The organism is Sulfuricurvum sp., from assembly GCF_022759005.1.
In the GTDB taxonomy this organism is placed as follows: Bacteria; Campylobacterota; Campylobacteria; order Campylobacterales; family Sulfurimonadaceae; genus Sulfuricurvum.
Map to the genome: position 1 here is coordinate 12,509 of NZ_JAEMQA010000004.1, position 17,442 is coordinate 29,950.

Sequence of the window (17,442 nt, forward strand, 5' to 3'; positions counted from 1 at the left end):
GTGTGGATAATCTCAATACTGCAAGGGGTAGAAGTGAAAATAGCGAGCTACAACGTCGAAAATCTGTTTGATATGCACCGTGACGGTACGGAATACGAAGAGTATATCCCTAACGGTGATTGGGGGTGGACGGATGAGATGTATCGGACGAAACTGAACCATACGGCGCAAGTAATCGCAGGTGTTCATGCCGATATTATCGCTTTGCAGGAGATTGAGTCGCTCAATGCGCTTAAGGATCTCAAAGCCGAAATTAACCGCCAAGGGCTCTATTATCCCTACTACGCTTTTGCCAAAACGCGCAACTCAGCAGTAAATGTCGCCCTTCTCAGTCGCTATCCGATCCAAAGTGCCCTCAAATACCCCGTCAACTACAGCGGAAAGTACCGTGATATTCTCGAAGCCAAAATCGACATCAACGGAACCTCTCTGCGCGTTTTCGTCAACCACTGGAAATCCAAAAGCGGTCCCGAGAGTGAACGAATCGCCTGTGCGAAACGTCTTTTATTACGCCTCAAAGAGCTTCCCAAAGATGAGCCGTATATCCTCGTCGGGGATTTCAACTCCCATTTTGAAGAGTACAAAACATTTCTCAAAAGCCGAAAGCTCAACGACACGGAGGGGATCACGGGGATCAACCATATCCTCCATACCGTTGATGAAAAGAACAATCCGATCACCTATACGGCTCTCCAACACGATCAGGGTGCGCACTACAACCTTTGGTATGAGTTAAGTCCCGAAAAACGGTGGAGCCATGAGTTCAGAGGAAAGGGGGAAGGGTTGGACAACATTATCATCCCCCACTCTTTAGCAGATGAAAGAGGGATCGAGTACGTGAGTGGGAGTTTCAACCGATACGATCCGGACTATCTTTTCTACAAAGGGAAAATTTACCGATGGCAGCAAAGCCGTCACTACCCCAAACACCATTTGGGTGAGGGGTATTCCGATCACCTCCCCGTCTTTGCCCTCTTTAGGTTGTAAGGGAATAAGGTTATAATGCACGATATGGTTTTGAATTTTTAGACTCCTGTGATGTTCATCCCAGCGCCAAAGTGATTCGACACTGCAAACAACCGCAAAACAGTCTCGGTGCGGTTCAAGATACACTCAATCAAGTCCAGTGGCTCGAAAAACTCTATAAAAGCCACCCTTCATCCGCCTTAAAAGAACTTTTGCAGCAACAGGCTAAAGCCCTTAAAAAGATTAAAGACACCACTCTATCGGAGTGATCCCCTGCTCGTTGAGATAATGATTACTTCGACTAAAAGGCTTTGAACCGAAAAACCCACGATACGAAGAGAGAGGTGATGGGTGAGGTGCTTTGAGGATTAGATGTTTTCGTGCGTCGATTAGTGCCGCTTTTTTCCCTGCCGGAGCTCCCCATAAAATAAAAACGATATGCTCCCGACGCTCACTGAGAGTACGGATCACCTGATCGGTAAATCGTTCCCAGCCTCGCTCTTTATGCGAAAAAGGCTCACCGGAACGGACGGTGAGGAGAGTATTAAGCAACAATACCCCCTCATCCGCCCAATGGCTCAAATCACCGCTTTTAGGGTACTCGCATCCAATGTCACTCACCAACTCTTTAAAAATATTTTGCAAAGAGGGGGGAAGCGGGACACCGTGCTGAACCGAAAACGACAATCCGTGCGCCTGTCCTGCTCCATGATATGGGTCTTGCCCTAAAATAACGACTTTGACGTGCTCAAATGGAGTGGAGTTGAACGCATTGAAAATAGTGCTTCCCTGCGGAAAAATCGTATAGTGTTTTTTCTCTTCGACCAAAAATGCTCTCAGCTCATCCATATACGGATGGGCAAACTCAGCGCTTAGCGCCTCTTTCCAACTCTCATGAATATTCGGATTCGTTGCCATTATTTGAGAATATCGTCATCGAAAATGACCATTTCGTAAATACTTCGTTTAGTAACAAGCGATTTTTCCGCTGGAACGGTGCTTGAGCTTCGCATCCGTGCAATTTCGGCACGCAATTCAATCAATTCCTGCTCCATCGCTTCCATCTTGTCTTTGAGGCGAATGACGACATCTACCCCCGCGAGATTAACCCCAACTTCGCGAGTGAGTCGTAAAATCATCTTGATTTTCTCAATGTCGCGCTGAGAATAGAGACGAATCCGTCCGTCCGAACGTGAAGGAGTAATGAGGTTTTCCCTCTCATACTGACGAAGGGTCTGTGGATGAATATCCAAAATTTTGGCAACAATACTGATCATATATACCGGTTCGTCAAAATGGTGCATCTTCTACTCCTGCGGCAATGATCTTTTCATCGCTTCGACCAAATCCGGATCGATTTTGTCAACCGGAGGTAAAACGATATTTGCCTTAAGATACAAATCGCCGCGCACATTGCTTTGACGATTCAATACCCCCATCCCTTTGAGACGAAAGCGTTGACCGTTTTTGGTGTTTTCAGGGACTTTCAGAGTTACCTCTTTTTCGAGTGTTTGAATCGTTACTTTTCCGCCGAAGAGTGCCGCATAAAGAGGAACATTGAACGTTTTAACGAGATTATCCCCCTCGCGTTCATACTCAGGATTGGCGGCGACATCGATCCGCAGGTACAAATCACCCACTTGTGAGCCATGTTTTTTCCCTTTTCCGCGAACACGAAGCTTTTCGCCGCTTTTGATCCCTGCGGGGATTTTAATGTCGAAACTCTCTCCCGAGAGGCTGATCGAGTGTTTCCCCCCAAAAACCGCTACCGCGAACGGCACGGTCACGTTGGCATCGATGTCGAGGTTCATCCCCCCAAAACCGCCGCCGCCAAATCCCGCATTTCCGCCAAATCCGCCGAAGCCTCCAAAACCGCCACCTCCGAAGCCTCCACCTCCACCACCGAAGATATTACGCAAAATATCATCTAAATCGACATTTCCGCCCTGACCTCGTGCGAAATCGTGAAAATTTTGGCCGCCGAACATCGAATCGCCGAATTGGTCGTATTTGGCACGCTTCTCTTTGTCGCTGAGAACCTCATACGCGGCATTGATCTCTTTGAATTTCTCTTCTGCGGCTGGGTCTTTGTTGACATCGGGATGATATTTACGGGCGAGTCGGCGGTAGGCTTTTTTGATCTCCGCTTCGCTTGCACCGGGAGATAATTCTAATGTAGTATATAAACTTTTTGACATATTCAATTCCTACCTCATAGTGTATTGTTTTTCTTGGTAAAATTATAGCACTAAGATTGAGTCAATGTCAATCAAGGTTAAAAAGAGGAGTACGTAGATTAGGCTCTTAGAAGGGATACAAAGTTGCGCCGGATCGGCGCAAACTATTTTAGTGTTAATAGACTTCTTTACGATGAGCGATACGGATAATGTGAATAACGAGTCTATCATTGATTTTTTCATAGATAACACGATAATCTCGTAATCGTAAACGATAAAAACCGTCCCACTGCCCTTGAAGCTTTTTGACTTTGGTCAGTTTCATCAACTCTGCTTCATATGCTATATCATAGTTTTCGATAAAGAGTGAAAGCGACTGGACGATAAATACTTTGACTTGATGATCGAGTTTATCCAGCTCTTTTTTGGCGGCGGGATGGAATTCTAAACTATAAGCGGACATTACAGCCCAAGCTCTGCTTTGATAGCATCAAAACTGATTGTCTCAACTGTACTATCACGCACCTCTTTAGAACGTTTGAGCGCGAGTTTGAGATCAAGCGTATCGAAATACTGACTCAGTGCCTCGGCTACCAAATGGCTCTTCTTTTCGCCGAACTCTTCGGAAAATTCGCTCAGTTCGTTTAAAATGTAATCGGGAAGTGTAAAGGTTGCTTTAATCGCTTGCATCACTGTCTCCTATAAAGTATTCCAAATTATACATACTATTTAGAATATAATCAAGTTTAGTTGTAATAAAAAAAGGAGTAGATTCCGTATCAAGCACGGAACCTCAAAGAGGTTGTCGTACCCTATAGGATATGACGAAAAGGAAATTCTAGTGGAGGAAGTGGCGAACACCTGTAAAATAGAGCGCCATACCGTGCTCATCCGCTGCCGCGATGACCTCATCATCCCGCACCGATCCGCCCGGCTGGATAACGGTTTTAACCCCCGCACCTGCCGCAGCGTCGATAGAATCGCGGAACGGGAAGAACGCTTCAGACGCTAACGCTGAACCGCTGACATCCAAGCCCATCTCTTCGGCTTTTTTGAGGGCACAACGTGCCGCATCAACGCGCGATGTCATACCCATACCGACTGCAACCATCGCCGCATCTTTGACGTAAACGACACAATTAGATTTGGTAAGTGACGCCACTTTATAGGCGATCTCCGCATCTTTCATCGCAGATGCGTCAGCAACGTGTTTGGTTACCAGTTTTGCATTTTTGACTTCATCCTCTGCAACTTTGTCCGCATCTTGGAATACAAATCCGCCATCGATATGTTTGAAGTCGATCGCATCGTTGCTGAGGATGATTTTATCCGCACCGTATTCAAACAGCTTCAGACGTTTTTTCGGCTCAAACACTGCACGTGCTTCATCGTCGATACGTCCCGCAATGATCACTTCGAGGAACATTTCGTTCATCTTCTCCGCCAATGCTTTGGTCACGACACCATTCACCGCCACAACACCGCCGAATGCCGATACAGGATCGCATTTCAACGCTTCGGTATACGCATCGAGAAGATTCTCACGAATTGCAAACCCGCACGGATTGCCATGTTTGACAATACATACCGCGTTATCGTTTCCGAATGCCGCCGCAATTTTCACCGCGCCACTGATATCGGTAAGGTTGTTGAAGCTTGCTTCCCCTTTAAGGGTTTTGAAATTTTGGCTAAAGAAGGCGTCAAACTCGTACAACGCCCCTTTTTGGTGCGGATTTTCGCCATAGCGGGTATCCATCACTTTTTTACCGACGATGAACTGTTTTTCTCCCATACCGTTGTTAAAGCGTTTGTTCATGTAGTTGGCGATCATACTGTCATACGCCGCGGTATGCTCATACGCTTTGATCATCAAATTACGGCGAAACTCGACACTGTTTTCACCGTTTGCAATGGCGTTCAATACCAATGAATAATCCGATGGGTCAGTGACGATGATGACGCTATCGAAGTTTTTTGCTGCGGAGCGGACCATCGCAGGACCACCGATGTCGATGTTTTCGATGATCTCTTCGAAATCGTCGGTTTTCTCAATCGTCGCTTTGAACGGATAGAGGTTGACACATACGAGATCGATTGCTTCAACACCGAGTTCCGCAGCTTGGTCGAGGTGTGATTGTTTATCGCGGCGATGCAAGATACCGCCGTGGATGTATGGATTTAGGGTTTTAACACGCCCTTCGAAACACTCCGGAAATTTGGTCACTTCGTCGATCTCGATCGCGGATACTCCCGCATCTTTCAGCATCTTGTAGGTTCCGCCCGTAGAGATAATCTCATATCCGCTTCCGATGAGAGATTTGGCGAATTCAACGATGTTGCTTTTGTCGCTGACGCTCAGCAATGCGCGCTTCATGCAGTTCCTTTGATTGGGTCGTATGCCCATAAATTAATGGTGGGATTGTAGCAAATGGTGGTTTAGGGGAAGGTAAAGTAAGGTAAAATTATTGTATGCAATCCTATAGCCACCCCTTTCCCCCTATCCTCGATCACAATACCAGTATCTTATTCCTCGGAAGTTTCCCCAGTATCGCCTCGTTTGAACAAGCCTTTTACTACGCCCACCCCCGCAATGCCTTTTGGCCGATACTCGAAGAAATTTTTGATGTGCATCTGGAGAATAATGAGGCAAAAAAAGCATTCTGTTTGCAACAAGGAATCGGATTATGGGACGTCATCGGTAGTTGTGAGCGGAGCAATTCAAGCGATACGAATCTCAAAAACTGCATCCCTAATGACTTTGAAAAGCTGTTACGTGATTACCCAAATATCAAAGCACTTGGATTTACGGGGAAGAAAAGCTATGATCTTTTTATGAAGTATTTTAAAGATTTAGAGATAGAAAAAATCTTGCTTCCCTCCACGTCGCCAGCTCATGCTGCGATGAAAAAAGAAGAGAAAAAAGAAATTTATAAAAGTTTTTTAGTACGCTATCTTTAATGATATCGTCATTCCCGACTTGATCGGGAATCCAGCTTTTTGTGGGGATGGATCCCCGGGTCAAGCCCGAGGATGACAAAGTAACTTAACTTTTTAACTCTCTAAGACCTGCTCAAAAATATTTTTTGCCGTCTTCCAACGGTCTTCTTTAGAATGCATCATAACAATCACACAATCTTTCCCGTCTTTTTTCGCCCGTGCGATCAAACATGCTCCGGCTTTTGAGGTATATCCCGTTTTAATCCCTACGGCATATTCGTATCGGTTTAGCAATCGGTTGTGGGTATAGGCCCAAAATTTCTTGTGGGTATTTTGTGAGTAGTAGGTGTAATTGTTGAGTTTGCTGATCTCGTTAAATTTACGATTTTTGACCGCATACTCTGTCAATTTCATCAGATCATTCGGCGTTGAATAGTGATCTTTATCATCATAACCGCACGGATTTTCAAAATGGGTATGATTCATACCAATCCGCTTGGCCTGAGAATTCATCATTTTTACGAAATTCTCTTCATCCCCGCCGACTGCAATCGCAATCGCTTTTGCCGCGTCATTATCCGACTGGATCATCGCTGCTTTAACTAAATCACCGAGCAAAATCTGATCACCGCGCTTATACCCTGCAATAGTCGGTTCGACCTTGGTCATTTCTTTGGTAATGGTGATAACGTGATTCATTTTACCGCTGTTGATCGCGAGCAAAGCAGTCATCACTTTTGTCAAACTGGCCGGTTTTAGATTTTTGTCACCCTCTTTGGAATACAAAACATGTTTGGATTTTAAATCTTTAACCACCATTGCATCAATCTTTAGATTATCCAGTTGATGTTTATCGATAGCACCAAACAGACTAATGGATACTGCAGCACAAAGTCCTAAAATTTTTATAATCATTTTTATTATCCTTCACATTCTATTATCGCTTTAAGCAAACGACGTGCCAATATCGCCTATGCACGGCGCTTTTCAAGCCATAAAACACATATCAGTGTTATCAATGTTCCGACAAATACGATACTGTATCCTGTCGGCCAATCGTAATGATACGAAAGAACCAACGCCAAAGATACAAAAAACCATCCATATCCCCATCCAAATAATATCGGCTTAATTCGCTTTTGCAATAATGCAACCAAAGCGGGAGCGATTAGAAGTGTAAAGACCACAAGTACACCTGCCAGCGGAACAGACGTCGTAACCGTCACCGAAAGAAGTGCAAAGAAAAAAAGCTCTTTAAAGAATCCGCTGAGTTTTGGATAAATGAAATAATAAAGCAATGCAATAACACTATAGATTCCTGCCGCTTTTAAAATTTCATCATTCATAACGAACAAAATATCATTGGCCATCAAACGTTTAAAAAGCTCATCTCCCTCACTGCCGGCACTTAGAACAATCATTACCGAAGAAGCTCCCAGCGCATACAATAAACCGATAAACGCTTCGATATGGCGGCTTTTTTGGCTGGCATACGCAATCAGTAAAGCAGCACTCAGCGCAAAAGCCAAACTCAGGGGGACTTGGTACTTTCCTTCGAAAAAAGCGCTGCTGATCGCGATTCCTACGGCTGCAATCTGCCCGACCGCGAGGTCGGTGAAAATCACCCCGCGACGAATGATCTCCAAACCAAAAATCGTGTGGATTCCGACGAGGATAAAGGCCAGTATCAGAACCGGCCATAAAATTTCTAACGCGGACACGTTTGTGCCACCAAAGTATCAAACCATTTATCCAATGAGCCGTTTCCTGCATCATGCGCTAAAACAACGACTTTAGCCCCCGATTTTTCGGCAATAAACTGCGCTGTTTTTGGTTCATGATAATCATCTTGGGCAATCAACGGAATCTTTTTGCTGCGGATTTGAGTGATCACTTCCATCGTATGCTTGGAACTCGGCGAAATACCCGGTAACGGCTCAATCGTAGCCGCTGTATGGATACCATAACGGTTGAAAAAGTAATTGAAGAGCTCATGATACTGAACGACTTCAGTATTACGGCATGGTGCCATTTGTACATCCCATTGTGTCAGCTTTTCCGACCAATGTTTTGTGAATGCTTCGTAATTGGCATGATAGATATTTTTGTTAATCGGATCCATAGCGGAAAGTTTCAGCATAATCACTTTTGCCAGTGTCGGCATAATATGAGGATCAAGTGAATAGTGAGGATTTCCCTCAGCATGGATATCTCCCTGAGCACGGCTTAGCGAAGCCGGTTTATCGATCATTTTGACGTATTTGGAAAGATCCAAATATCCCTCGGAACCCTGAACGATTTTAGCGTTGTTGGCCTGAGCCAAAAGGGGCGGAATCCACCCGATCTCCAAACCACCCCCGTTGAGGATCAACAAATCGCTTGATCGCAATACCCCGATGTATGAGGGACGAGGTGTGACAAAATGGGGATCAGAGGAGGCAGAGGCGATAACGCTCACCTCGGCTTTATCACCTGCTACGGTTTTCACCAATTCACCGATATACGGGTACGCCGCAGCAACATGAACCGATGCGAACATCGGCAGCGAGCACAACAGTGCAAGAGCTATTTTTTTCATTTGGTTTCCTTAAAATGCGTGAGCGCCGTGAGCGCCAAGTTCTAATGTGTAGTTGAGCATCACTTCGTGAATCGTTTTTGCCTGATCGTCGATGGTTTTCGAATGATCCTGATTGTATTGGAGGCGGAAGCGGGAAAATTCGAACGGTTTGTATTCGAGTTTGACACTGGTGCGATGCAAGTTATCGATACTTGTTAAAGGATTGTCTGTACGATTTTGATAGATATCATCGTAACGAACGCCCGTTGCCCAGTTTTCATCGATTTTATAGAGCAGTTCGCTGTAATACCCTGATTGTTTTTGGGTCATACTCTCAATATCTTTATCACGCTGCATCCATTCGTTTTGCCAAATTAGCTGTCCGTAGTCCGCAAGCGGATATTCCAGTGTCAGATCAGCTCCGTAGACACGTGTTTGACCGTAATTGCTAAAACTATCGGGAATCGGGTGGCCCGATCCATCGAGATTTTGAACTTCCGATTTTCCCTGAGCATAGCTGAGCCCTGCCAAGAGTGTTGCGGCTCCGACATCGGTACTGGTTTTCAGATACCCTACAGCGGTGGAAGCCGACTCTTTGGCACTGAATCCCTGATCCGGATTGCCGTTAAAGAGTTCAAACCCAGCCATCAGATAAAGCGGTGTAGGGGCTACCCACTGAAGCTGTGCCCCCTCGCCTCCAATGCCATCAGGACCGAACAGAGCATTGTTGATAAGTTCTTGATCTTCAAAGTTCCATGCGTGGTGGTGTTTTTCATTCACCCGCCCGAAAGCACTTTTAAATTTCCCCGCTTTAAAACGGAAACCGTAATCGAGTGCACGTGTGACGAAATAGGCCTCTTCGATTTCAACTTCGCCGTCACCGTGAATATGGAAAATAGCGCTCGCATCCAAATACGGATCAACCGTCGAACTCATCGCTACTTCGGCATAATTGAGATTAAATCCATCTTTTGCATTAAACGGTATCTCCATATCTCCCGATTTAACAAATCCCGGGATAGAAGCATCAGCGTATTTGTCGTTGCCAATATTTCGTGATGTATATCCGCCGTTTAGGATCAATGCAATATCTGGGAGTAATGTCGTCACCGAAGTTGTCGGCGCTTTTTCCATCGATTCAAGCGACTCTTCCTGAACTGCCGACTCCTTTGGAGCTTGCGCTTCCAATGTTGCAATATGCTGTTGCATCTGCGCTAATTGCTGCTGCAACTGCGCCATTTGCTGTCTTAACTCTTCCACCTCAGTATTACCGGCAAACAATGCACCGGTGCATACGAGGGAGAGTACGGTTTTTTTGACCATAGTTTCTCCAATATAGGTATAAAAATAATAATGATTTAGATGTGTAAAAAGTTACAAAGAGGGAGGTGCACGAGCATCGAAGGAGGTATGAATACGCGCTTGCACACGTGTAAAATCGGGTTGGATAATAGCATCAAATTGGGGGGTATTAAAAAGAATCGGCTCAGAGATAGGGGCATCCGCTCCGCTCATCATATTGTACGCATAACATTTGACACAATTATCATGTTCATTTAAATCATGGTGGATATGAGTATTGGCGATACTCATCGATGCCATAAACCACAATAGTAAAATTAAGCGCAAGCGAATCTTTTTCATAATCGCGATTATAACCAATATTCCACAATCAATTTCGTTTCGTTATAATGAGTCATGCAAAATATAGCGTGCGCATCGATCGAGATTATTGACAAAGCGGGCAAAACTCATATTGTATGCAGCGGTGCGTGGACCATAGAGTCTCTCGGTGCTCTCAGTGGGCAATTTGAACATTTTCATCCGACACATGAGCTCATATGGGATTTAGGAGCTATCACTGCGATTGATACCGCCGGAGTTGCCCTTTGGCAAAACATCAATGAATCTTTTCAAAAACAGGGATACAATCCTACCATTATCCATGCAAAAGAAGAGTATATTCATCTCTATAATCTCCTCTATTCTTCTCCCTCAAATGCCCTGACACCTCCTCCGCTCCCCTCACGGCTCTATCGCATCGGAAAAGCGGCTTATGAAACCTATAGCGGAATCCTCGCATTTATAGCTTTTTTGGGCGAAGCATTTATCTTATTATTTCATACTCTGCGCCATCCGCATCTGATCCGTTATCGCTCCATCGGAGCCCATATACTCGAAACCGGAGCCAAAGCACTTCCGATCATCGCAATCAGTGCTTTTTTGATCGGGGTCGTCGTCGCCTATCAAAGTGTTGTGCAACTCCAAAAATTCGGAGCCGATATTTTCATCGTCGATACGATCGGAATCTCCCTCACCCGCGAGCTTGCCCCGCTTATTACCGCAATTGTCGTAGCAGGTCGGAGCGGTTCGGCATTCACTGCCCAAATCGGCACGATGAAAATGACTCAAGAGATCGACGCGATGAAAACAATGGGATTTGATCCGTTCATTTTTCTGGTATGGCCGCGCGTTATAGCATTGATGATTGTGATGCCTTTGCTCATTTTCTTTGCTGATATGATCGGTATTTTCGGAGGAATGGTGATCGCTGCTACCCAATCGCATCTGAGCTTTAGTGAATTTACCCACCGTTTACAGGGAGCATTGGCACTCAAACACTACCTCATCGGAATTATCAAAGGACCGTTTTTTGCCTTTTTGATCGCTTTTGTAGGGACGCATAGAGGGTTTCAAGTCTCTATGAATACGGAGAGTATCGGTCAATACACGACCAAAAGCGTCGTTAACGCCATATTTTTGGTCATTGCGTGTGATGCCCTTTTCTCTGTACTCTTGACGGAGTTAAAATTATGAGTTCAACTCTAATCCGTGTTGAAAATGTGACGACCGCTTTTGGCAATAATATCGTCCACGATCACGTCAGCTGTACCGTTCGACACAATGAAATCTATGCCCTCCTCGGAGGAAGCGGATCAGGCAAATCGACTCTAATGCGGGAAATGATTTTATTGGAGCACCCTAATAGCGGAACAATCGAGATTTTTGGACACGATCTTTCAACCATTACCCCTCAAGAAGCGTTTGAATTACGACGATCATGGGGGGTGCTATTTCAATCCGGAGCACTCTATTCTTCCCTCACAGTCGGAGAAAATATAGCTCTGCTGTACAAAGAGTACACCACCCTCTCCCCAAACCTCATAGACGAACTGATCCGCCTAAAAATTAATCTCGTCGGACTTCCGCCTCATGCCGCTTTTCTTTATCCCAGCGAGCTCAGCGGAGGGATGATAAAACGTGCCGCTCTCGCCCGCGCCCTCGCTCTCGATCCGAAGCTCCTCTTTTTGGATGAGCCGACATCAGGGCTTGATCCTCTCAGTGCGCGTCAGTTCGACGAGCTTATTTTGCAACTTCGCGATTTGTTGGGATTAACGGTGGTGATGGTGACTCATGATTTGGATACAATTCATCATATCGTAGACCGATTCGTACTGTTGGGTGACAAAAAGGCGATTGCCGAAGGGACCGTTGAAGAGGTTCTGAATGTCGATCATCCGATTGTCGATTATTTCTTTCAAAAGGGGTCATATGGAATCACGCGTTAATTACACGGCAGTGGGAATATTTGTCATCCTTTTTAGCGTTTCACTCACCGCGTTTGCTTTTTGGCTTGGAAAGTACAATCAAGACGAAGCAGAGTATCACCGCTATAAAGTTTTCATCACTGAATCGGTCTCAGGACTATCACCCGAAGCAGCCGTAAAATTCCATGGTGTCGATGTCGGTAAAGTCGAATCGATCCAAATCAACCCGCATAACAGTGAAGAGGTAGAATTAACCCTAAAAATCCAAAAAAACACTCCGATTAAAACCGATTCACGCGCTATTCTCAAATTTTACGGTATTACGGGACTGGCATTTATCGAGATTGCAGGCGGGTCTCGAACCGCATCTCTTCTGCGAGCTGAAGGTCACAGCATCCCAACGATCCCCACAAGTCCTTCACTCATCACACGGTTGGATGAATCACTGAGCAACGTCGCATCAAAACTCTCCACGACACTCGATCATGCTGATCGCCTCTTTAGTGATCGAAATGTCGAAAACGTCGCACAGGCATTGGATCACTTACGCTCCTTAACGGCGCAGATGGATGAGTACCAAGGTCAAATCAAACAAATTTTAGCCCAGAGTGCCACCCTCGAGAACAACGCAACGCAATCACTCTCTGCCATGAAAGAGGCAGCAGGAAGCGTCAAAAATACCTCAACCAATTTCAACACTCTCATCCAAACCAAAATGACGACGACTCTCCAATCTCTCGAAGCCACCTCCAAAGAGAGCCATTCTCTGATCAAAAAGCTTGAAGCAAATCTTGACCGAGGTGATTATGATCTGCGTGCCGTTTCAGAAAGCGGTGAGTTGAGCTCCCTCTTGGAACAAACTCGTACTTTAACCACCGAGATGGAGAGAACGCTGCAATCCTTACGCGAAAGCCCCTCAGACCTACTGTTCAAAAAATCAACTCCGAAACCGGGACCAGGAGAATAACCAATGCGACTCTCTATCTGTACACTCTTCATCGCGCTACTTATGATGGGATGTTCATCCACAACCCCCTCAATCAATGAATACACCCTTCTATCATCGCGAAATACCCCAGATGCCCATCTGCCTCTCACGCCAAAAACTCTCAATATTGCCCCTCCCAAGGCACTCTCGTCTCTCAATTCCAAAAGTATCCTCTACCTGCGCAATGATACGGAATCGGGAAATTACCTCTATAGTCGATGGAGCGATACGCCTGCGGCGTTAATCCAGCGCTCCCTAATACACTCACTGCAAAATGACAACCTCTTTTCAAGTGTTTCGCCCACCTCATCTCTGAGCCAATCCGATTGGTTGGTCGAATCCGATTTAGACGCCTTTTATCATCGTTTTGTGGAAGATAGAAGCGAAGGGTACATCGATATCACCTACCGCCTCATCAATCCGAAAACAAAACAGATTATCGCGTCAAAACGTTTTACGATTACGACCCCTGCACATTCCAATGATGCGATAGGAGGAGTCGATGCACTCAAACATGCCCTTCTAGAACTCAATATCCAATGTAGCGCATGGCTAACTACCTTGATCAAGGAGAACCAATGAACCCAAAAATAGCGATCCTCTGTTCCGGAGGAGACGTCTCGGGGATGAACCCCGCCTTAAAGCGGTTTGTCGAATACGCTTTTGCCAAGGGGTTGCAGCCCTATTTCGTCCGAAACGGTTATGAGGGATTGATTGATAATCTCATAACCCCTGCCGATTATCACGATGTTTCGGGAATCATCACCCGAGGAGGGACAAAAATCGGTTCGGCCCGATCGATGCGCTTCAAAGAACCCTCCTACCGAGCTATTGCCGCTGAGAATCTCCGTTCTCACGGGATCGATAAACTGATCGTGCTCGGCGGAGATGGAAGTTTTCGTGGGATGGAGCGCTTTTACCATGAGAGCGGAATCGCTTTTTGCGGCATCCCCTCTACGATCGACAACGACATCAACGGAACAGACTATTGTCTGGGGGTCGATACCGCGTTGGGTGTGATTCGCGATGCGATCGATCAGATACGCGATACCGCATCGTCATTTCATCGTGCATTCGTCGTCGAGACGATGGGACGGGAATGCGGTTATCTCGCCCTCATCACCGCCATCACATCAGGTGCCGAGATGTGTCTCATCCCTGAAATCCCAATCGATATCCATGAATATACGGGATGTTTCAAATCTCAGATAGCCAAAGGACGCGATTACTTTATTGCCGTTGTTTCCGAAGCGCTTGATAGTAATGCCGTAGCTAAATGGTTTGAAAAAGAGTTTGGATTTGAATCGCGGGTTACGGTGTTAGGACATATTCAACGCGGTGGGAATCCGAGTGTGTATGATCGCTTGATGGCGTACAAATTCGTCACCTATGCGATCGATGCACTATTGGAAGGAAATAACCACTCGATCATTTGTTATAACAAAAGCCATTTCAACTTTAAAACAATTGACGAAGTAGCACTACACCCTTATACATTGGATGAAGAGTTGCTCAGCCTTGGGCGTGAGCAATTTCTTCCATCGCACTGTCAAATGTAGGATAATTAAAGATAAATCCGGCTTCCTGAAGCACTCTGGGATAGACCTCTTTGGAATCAAGCATAACCGTTGATCCTTCACCAAAAACGAGCTTGACTACCCATGAGGGCATATCAAAAAAAGTGGGACGATTCAAAATATGCCCCATCGCTTTGGTCTGTTCTAAATTACTGATCGGTTCAGGAGAGGTGAAATTAACAACTCCCGATATCTCTGTATGATCGATCAAAAAAGCCGCCGCTCGGACCAGATCTTCTAAATGGATCCATGAAATCATCTGAAATCCGTCTCCCATTTTCCCGCCGAGTCCCATTTTAAACGGAGGGAGCATTTTTGCCATAGCCCCCCCGCCTCTTCCATATACGACTCCAAAACGCATGGCACATACCCGTGTCAATTCAGATTGCGCATGAAATGCCGTATATTCCCAATCTTGGACGAGTTGACTCAAAAAATCGTCCCCGATATTATTGGAACTCTCATCGTGCTGATGATGTGCATCGTAAATGCCGACCGCTGAGGCATTTAAAAGGGTATGGGGAGGAGAGTCGCATTTTCCGATCGCCTCCACCAATTTTTGGGTCGTTTCCAGACGGCTTTGGCGCAAAAGCTTTTTATAGCTTTGGGTCCAACGCCCCAAAATATTTGCTCCCGCAAGGTTAATGAGCACATCGCACCCGTCTAATTGTTGGACAATGGTTTCGACCGATGTAGTGTTTCGAACGCTCAATGCGATGACCTGATCTCCACGCCCTTCAAAAAAAACTTTTAAGGCACTCCCTACAAACCCGCTCATTCCGCAAATTGCTATTTTCATTCTGATCCCTTTAACATATCCCATTGTAACCCTAAGGGATGCACGAAACGTTTAAAGATATAACTGGTTTTTAGATTTAAACAAATTCTAAAAGGGAAACCGAACAAGAGTGAAAATAAAAGGAAGAGATTGAAAAAAGAGGGAAAAGATACCCCACAATGGGGGTAACTTAGAGAATCAGCCGCAAGAAGGGACGTTTCCTGAGTCAGAACCGTACATGAACAAGAAATCGCGAAGATCTTGTGCTTGGCTTTTGAATCCATCACCATTAAAGAATGGCTCCGCTTTTGTTCCGGCATGTTTTTTAATGATAGAAGCACCACCGTTAGCGAATAGCTCATCCCACTCATCTTGTGTATGCATAGCAGCACCTTTAGTACCATTACCATGACAACTTTTACATGTTTTCAAATATGCTTTTTGACCTTTTTTGTCATCAGCAGAAACCGTTGAACTCATCATACCTACAGCAACAACTGCCGCAAGAAAAAGTGAAGTTGACTTTTTCATATCATTCTCCTTGGTTAATTTTAAGACACCTTCACCGTTTCCGAAAAAAGGATGAAGGTGTCTTGGTAGGTTAATATCATATCGGATAAAGGATAAACAGAGCTTTAACAACATCTTAATTTGATACTTTTTTGGCTTTTTTATCAAAAATGTATCAATTATTCACTTTTATCATCAAAGGTTTCTTCTTTGAGCATACTCACTTGAACTTCACGACGAATCTTCTCTTGACGGATTTTTCGGTACGCTTTATATTGCGCTTTTTTCAGCTCATCACCGCTTATACCGACCTCTGCACCGATCTCCTCAGGAGAGAGCCCCGCTTCATTCATCATCACCATGCGAAACTCTTTTTTGGTCAAATGACGTTTAAGCGAAGCATACAATTCTCGCTCGTCATCGCCGATCTCTACTGCGCTGCATTCATAGATCCGTGCCAATACTTCACGAATCGTTTTAGTCGGGTTGTAACGCAACCATAGTGAATTTTCCAACATTATAAAAATACCTTTGTGTTTATTTTTTTATTACGCCATCGGAGCAAAGCCCCGTTTGGCTACGCTAACGCTGAGTTTCACCCAAGGGGCACTTCGCCCTCGGCGGGAAGCCCGCGCACACTTGTATGCTTATGCAAACACTTTACCTATTATTTGAGTGAGGTCTTTGGTATCGACGATCACATTCGCCTCTTTTTTGAGGATCTCTTTGGCGCAAAACGCCACACGGGTTCTGGCATGAGCAAACATCGAGCGATCATTTGCACCGTCACCCACCACCATCGTCTCCGCTTCGGTGATACCAAAAAGCCCTTGCAACCGCACCAACATATCCCCTTTGGAGAAATCGAACATCATATCCCCGCCGACAAGCCCGGTGAGCTTCCCCTCTTTGGCATGAAGTACATTGGAAAAGTCCGCATCATAGCCGAGAATATTTTTGGCGTACGAGGTCGCGCTGCGGAATCCGCCGCTGAAACAGACCACTTTGATACCGCGCTCTTTTAGTGCCGCAATCGTCTCTACCGCACCGTTCATATACGGCAAGTTTTGGCAAATCTCTTCGACCAGACCAAACTCCAACCCTTTTAAAAGACCGACACGTTCTTGAAGACTCTGAAAAAAATCGAGTTCACCGTTCATTGCCCGTTCGGTGATTGCACTTACCTGTTCACCGATTCCGAGTGCTTCGGCAAAAAAATCGATGGTTTCACCATCCATCAACGTCGAATCAAAATCAAAAACCGCTAATTTTATCAAAATAGATTTCCCACAATTTGTTATAATGACGCAATTATATCCAAAGGCACCTTTTGTTCGAAACCTTTATCGATAAACTACGTAACAGTACCTACATTACCTTAGAGACAACCCCATCACGTTCTGC

The 17,442-nt window shown here is 45.3% G+C and carries 22 protein-coding genes; 7 read left to right on the forward strand and 15 right to left on the reverse strand.

Going from position 1 to position 17,442, the window contains the following annotated elements; translation table 11 throughout:
• The first annotated feature begins 33 nt into the window (after window positions 1-33).
• Window positions 34-987, forward strand: a complete 954-nt coding sequence (locus JHC35_RS00170) for an endonuclease/exonuclease/phosphatase family protein (RefSeq protein WP_295041264.1) — start codon at window positions 34-36, stop codon at window positions 985-987.
• Window positions 988-1,209: 222 nt separating this feature from the next.
• Here the strand turns inward: JHC35_RS00170 and ung are convergent, their stop codons facing one another.
• From ung to purH, 6 genes are all read right to left on the reverse strand, one after another.
• Window positions 1,210-1,884, reverse strand: a complete 675-nt coding sequence (gene ung / locus JHC35_RS00175; RefSeq protein ID WP_295041266.1) for a uracil-DNA glycosylase — start codon at window positions 1,882-1,884, stop codon at window positions 1,210-1,212.
• A complete protein-coding gene (locus JHC35_RS00180) occupies window positions 1,884-2,270 on the reverse strand; it encodes a helix-turn-helix transcriptional regulator (protein ID WP_295041268.1) in 387 nt (128 codons plus the stop codon). The genes ung and JHC35_RS00180 overlap by 1 nt, the downstream gene beginning before the upstream one ends.
• A gap of 3 nt (window positions 2,271-2,273) precedes the next feature.
• Complete coding sequence (locus tag JHC35_RS00185; RefSeq protein WP_295041270.1) at window positions 2,274-3,164, reverse strand: J domain-containing protein; 891 nt, start codon at window positions 3,162-3,164, stop codon at window positions 2,274-2,276.
• Window positions 3,165-3,318: 154 nt separating this feature from the next.
• Window positions 3,319-3,606, reverse strand: a complete 288-nt coding sequence (locus JHC35_RS00190) for a type II toxin-antitoxin system RelE/ParE family toxin (protein WP_295041272.1) — start codon at window positions 3,604-3,606, stop codon at window positions 3,319-3,321.
• Window positions 3,606-3,833 carry a hypothetical protein gene (locus tag JHC35_RS00195; RefSeq protein WP_295041274.1) on the reverse strand — a complete coding sequence of 76 codons (228 nt, stop codon included), beginning with the start codon at window positions 3,831-3,833 and terminating at the stop codon, window positions 3,606-3,608. The genes JHC35_RS00190 and JHC35_RS00195 overlap by 1 nt, the downstream gene beginning before the upstream one ends.
• A 148-nt stretch (window positions 3,834-3,981) precedes the next feature.
• Window positions 3,982-5,517 (reverse strand): bifunctional phosphoribosylaminoimidazolecarboxamide formyltransferase/IMP cyclohydrolase, encoded by a 1,536-nt coding sequence (gene purH / locus JHC35_RS00200; protein WP_295041276.1) that lies wholly within the window; start codon window positions 5,515-5,517, stop codon window positions 3,982-3,984.
• 95 nt (window positions 5,518-5,612) lie between these two features.
• Between purH and JHC35_RS00205 the strand changes: the two genes are divergently transcribed.
• Complete coding sequence (locus JHC35_RS00205) at window positions 5,613-6,101, forward strand: DNA-deoxyinosine glycosylase (protein ID WP_295041278.1); 489 nt, start codon at window positions 5,613-5,615, stop codon at window positions 6,099-6,101.
• Between the two features lie 93 nt (window positions 6,102-6,194).
• On the opposite strand, the gene JHC35_RS00210 is transcribed toward JHC35_RS00205, so the two are convergent.
• From JHC35_RS00210 to JHC35_RS00230, 5 genes are read right to left on the reverse strand one after another with little or no spacing between them, the layout of a single operon-like run.
• On the reverse strand, window positions 6,195-6,995 hold the full coding sequence (locus tag JHC35_RS00210; protein ID WP_295041280.1) for a serine hydrolase: 801 nt from the start codon (window positions 6,993-6,995) through the stop codon (window positions 6,195-6,197).
• Between the two features lie 56 nt (window positions 6,996-7,051).
• Window positions 7,052-7,801: a metal ABC transporter permease gene (locus JHC35_RS00215; protein WP_295041282.1), complete on the reverse strand. Its 750-nt coding sequence runs from the start codon at window positions 7,799-7,801 to the stop codon at window positions 7,052-7,054.
• The gene (locus tag JHC35_RS00220; RefSeq protein ID WP_295041284.1) at window positions 7,789-8,658 is read right to left on the reverse strand and encodes a zinc ABC transporter substrate-binding protein; all 870 of its coding nucleotides are present in this window, start codon (window positions 8,656-8,658) and stop codon (window positions 7,789-7,791) included. Before JHC35_RS00220 ends, JHC35_RS00215 begins: the two co-directional genes overlap by 13 nt.
• A 9-nt stretch (window positions 8,659-8,667) precedes the next feature.
• Window positions 8,668-9,960 carry a hypothetical protein gene (locus tag JHC35_RS00225; protein ID WP_295041286.1) on the reverse strand — a complete coding sequence of 431 codons (1,293 nt, stop codon included), beginning with the start codon at window positions 9,958-9,960 and terminating at the stop codon, window positions 8,668-8,670.
• Between the two features lie 51 nt (window positions 9,961-10,011).
• Window positions 10,012-10,281, reverse strand: a complete 270-nt coding sequence (locus JHC35_RS00230; RefSeq protein ID WP_295041288.1) for a hypothetical protein — start codon at window positions 10,279-10,281, stop codon at window positions 10,012-10,014.
• Window positions 10,282-10,335: 54 nt separating this feature from the next.
• On the opposite strand from JHC35_RS00230, the gene JHC35_RS00235 reads away from it, so the two are divergent.
• Genes JHC35_RS00235 through JHC35_RS00255 form a run of 5 tightly spaced genes read left to right on the forward strand, consistent with a single transcriptional unit; the run spans window position 10,336 to window position 14,732 of the window.
• Window positions 10,336-11,454 carry an ABC transporter permease gene (locus JHC35_RS00235; protein WP_295041290.1) on the forward strand — a complete coding sequence of 373 codons (1,119 nt, stop codon included), beginning with the start codon at window positions 10,336-10,338 and terminating at the stop codon, window positions 11,452-11,454.
• Window positions 11,451-12,206, forward strand: coding sequence for an ATP-binding cassette domain-containing protein (locus JHC35_RS00240; protein ID WP_295041292.1), 756 nt, complete (start codon window positions 11,451-11,453; stop codon window positions 12,204-12,206). Before JHC35_RS00235 ends, JHC35_RS00240 begins: the two co-directional genes overlap by 4 nt.
• Entirely contained in the window at window positions 12,190-13,152 is a 963-nt protein-coding gene (locus tag JHC35_RS00245; RefSeq protein WP_295041294.1) for an MlaD family protein, read from the forward strand. The genes JHC35_RS00240 and JHC35_RS00245 overlap by 17 nt, the downstream gene beginning before the upstream one ends.
• A gap of 3 nt (window positions 13,153-13,155) precedes the next feature.
• Window positions 13,156-13,755 carry an ABC-type transport auxiliary lipoprotein family protein gene (locus JHC35_RS00250; protein WP_295041295.1) on the forward strand — a complete coding sequence of 200 codons (600 nt, stop codon included), beginning with the start codon at window positions 13,156-13,158 and terminating at the stop codon, window positions 13,753-13,755.
• Complete coding sequence (locus JHC35_RS00255) at window positions 13,752-14,732, forward strand: 6-phosphofructokinase (RefSeq protein ID WP_295041297.1); 981 nt, start codon at window positions 13,752-13,754, stop codon at window positions 14,730-14,732. Before JHC35_RS00250 ends, JHC35_RS00255 begins: the two co-directional genes overlap by 4 nt.
• On the opposite strand, the gene JHC35_RS00260 is transcribed toward JHC35_RS00255, so the two are convergent.
• From JHC35_RS00260 to serB, 4 genes are all read right to left on the reverse strand, one after another.
• The gene (locus JHC35_RS00260) at window positions 14,686-15,549 is read right to left on the reverse strand and encodes a TIGR01777 family oxidoreductase (RefSeq protein ID WP_295041299.1); all 864 of its coding nucleotides are present in this window, start codon (window positions 15,547-15,549) and stop codon (window positions 14,686-14,688) included. The two genes, JHC35_RS00255 and JHC35_RS00260, sit on opposite strands and share 47 nt — an antisense overlap.
• Before the next feature lie 177 nt (window positions 15,550-15,726).
• Complete coding sequence (locus JHC35_RS00265) at window positions 15,727-16,059, reverse strand: cytochrome c (RefSeq protein WP_295041301.1); 333 nt, start codon at window positions 16,057-16,059, stop codon at window positions 15,727-15,729.
• Between the two features lie 158 nt (window positions 16,060-16,217).
• Window positions 16,218-16,556, reverse strand: coding sequence for a hypothetical protein (locus tag JHC35_RS00270; RefSeq protein WP_295041303.1), 339 nt, complete (start codon window positions 16,554-16,556; stop codon window positions 16,218-16,220).
• A 129-nt stretch (window positions 16,557-16,685) separates the two neighbouring features.
• Window positions 16,686-17,315, reverse strand: coding sequence for a phosphoserine phosphatase SerB (gene serB, locus JHC35_RS00275; protein WP_295041305.1), 630 nt, complete (start codon window positions 17,313-17,315; stop codon window positions 16,686-16,688).
• Window positions 17,316-17,442 lie beyond the last annotated feature (127 nt).